Origin of the sequence: Nocardioides sp., from assembly GCF_050699375.1 — a bacterium.
Classification (GTDB): domain Bacteria; phylum Actinomycetota; class Actinomycetes; order Propionibacteriales; family Nocardioidaceae; genus Nocardioides.
Genome location: NZ_JBOHDN010000218.1, coordinates 1 through 1,913 on the forward strand (window position 1 = coordinate 1; position 1,913 = coordinate 1,913).

The following is a 1,913-nucleotide window of genomic DNA, read 5'->3' on the forward strand; positions in this document are numbered from 1 at the left end:
GGCCTGACCCCGATCCTGGTGACCCTTCTGGCGGCGCACAGTCGTGCTGAGGAGGCCGAGGTCTATCCGGTCGCCAGGGACGAGGCCGGTGAGGCGGAGGAAGTCGCGCACAGTCAGGAGGAGCACCTGCTGGCCGACCGCCTTCTGGCCGAGCTCAGCGAGTGCGACCCCTTCGGGGCGGCGTACGAGAACAAGCTCACCGAAGTTGTCGACGCGATCAGCCACCACGTCGAGGAGGAGGAGACGACCGTGCTCCCGGGAATGCGCAGCGGTCTCGACGACGCGCGTCGCGCCGAGCTGGGGGAGGCCTTCTTGAAGAGCCGGCAGGAGCATCTGGGGGATATGCCTCAGGACATCACCCGTGACGAGATGCGCCGCCAGGCCTCCAACGCGGACATCTCCGTCGGCGACAAGGACAAGCAGGCGCTGCAGCAGGAGCTGGATCAGCACGCCGACAAGTGACACATCAGCGAACCGAGAGGAAGGCGATGACGATGCCGAAACGCAAGCCAGGGCCAAGCGTGAAGGATCCCGAGCTCTACGAGGAGATCCGGGACGACGGTGGAAGCAAGGAGAAAGCCGCACGGATCGCGAACGCGTCCGCCAACCGCTCGCGTTCCAAGGTGGGCGCGAAGGGCGGCGGATCCGGGTCCTACGACGACTGGACCGTCGAGGACCTGCGCAATCGCGCGAGAGAGATCGGCATCGAGGGTCGCTCGAAGATGAAGAAGAGCGAGCTGATCAAGGCATTGCGGAACCACTGACGTAAAGGACATCGAGATGCACCGATCGCCTACGTCCCCGAGCAGATCGGAGGACTGACATGACCCGATTCGGCTACTTTCTCTCCTGCGAGGAGTTCGGACCCGCTGAGCTCATCGAACAGGCGAGACTCGCCGAGGAGGCCGGGTTCGAGTCTCTCTGGATCAGTGATCACTTCCATCCATGGAACGATGAGCAGGGCGAGAGCCCCTTCGTGTGGTCGGTGATCGGCGCGCTGGCGCAGGCCTGTTCGTTACCCGTCACCACCGCCGTCACCTGCCCGACGGTGCGGATGAGTCCAGTCCTGGTCGCACAGGCAGCCGCCACCAGCGCGGTGATGCTCGACGGTCGTTTCACCTTGGGGCTGGGCACCGGCGAAGCCCTCAACGAGCACGTGCTGGGCGACGCCTGGCCGACTCTCGACGTACGTTTGGAGATGTTGGAGGAGGCAGTCGGCCTGATTCGCGAGCTGTGGACCGGTGAGTTCGTCAACCATCGTGGCCGGCACTACACCGCGGATACGGCACGTATCTACACCCTGCCGGAGCAGCCGCCGCAGATCTTCATGTCCGGCTTCGGGCCCGAAGCGGTCGATGTGGCCGCCAGGATCGCCGACGGCTACATCACGACCTCGCCCGACCACGCACTGCTGAAGCGATTCCGCGATTCGGCCGGTGACAAAATGGCCCAGGCTGGGACCAAGGTCGCCTGGGCAGCCACCGAGGACGAGGGGGTCGAGCTGGCACATCGGCTGTGGGGGACCAGCGGGCTGCCGGGTGAGCTCGCCCAGGTGTTGCCGTCGCCCCGCCACTTCGAGCAGGCAGCTGAGCTGGTCACGTCCGAGCAGACCCGACGGAGCGTGACCTGCGGCCCCGATCCCGACAGACACGTCGAAGCAGTCAAGCCATTCGTGGAGGCTGGGTTCGACGACGTCTACGTGGCGAACATGGGCCCGCACTGGGCGGAGATGATCCCGACGTACGGCAACGAGGTCCTGCCCCGTCTGCGTTCGGGCATTGACGGGCGATGACCGAGGACGGCGTCATCTCTCCGGCTCCGGCTGCCTGAGGTAACGGCTGCTTTGGCAGTCGAGCCTTCTAGGTGGGCAGAGCTGGACCAGCACGCCGAAAGCAACTCGGGGGCGGCACAAC

3 protein-coding genes are annotated in these 1,913 nt (G+C 65.6%); all 3 read left to right on the plus strand.

The genetic code is table 11. The features are described from left to right. On the plus strand, positions 1–462 hold a 462-nt coding region (locus ACRDPS_RS16030; RefSeq protein ID WP_431502651.1), incomplete at its 5' end, for a hemerythrin domain-containing protein. Between the two features lie 32 nt (positions 463–494). Continuing rightward, positions 495–764, plus strand: a complete 270-nt coding sequence (locus tag ACRDPS_RS16035; protein WP_431502652.1) for a DUF7218 family protein — start codon at positions 495–497, stop codon at positions 762–764. A gap of 59 nt (positions 765–823) precedes the next feature. Beyond that, positions 824–1,792, plus strand: a complete 969-nt coding sequence (locus tag ACRDPS_RS16040) for a TIGR03557 family F420-dependent LLM class oxidoreductase (RefSeq protein ID WP_431502653.1) — start codon at positions 824–826, stop codon at positions 1,790–1,792. Positions 1,793–1,913: the final 121 nt, after the last annotated feature.

What these genes read in the sequence shown, in the direction of transcription:
- ACRDPS_RS16040 (WP_431502653.1), top strand. Translation starts at nt 824, where the DNA reads ATGACCCGATTCGGCTACTTTCTCTCCTGCGAGGAGTTCGGACCCGCT.
- ACRDPS_RS16035 (WP_431502652.1), top strand. Translation starts at nt 495, where the DNA reads ATGCCGAAACGCAAGCCAGGGCCAAGCGTGAAGGATCCCGAGCTCTAC.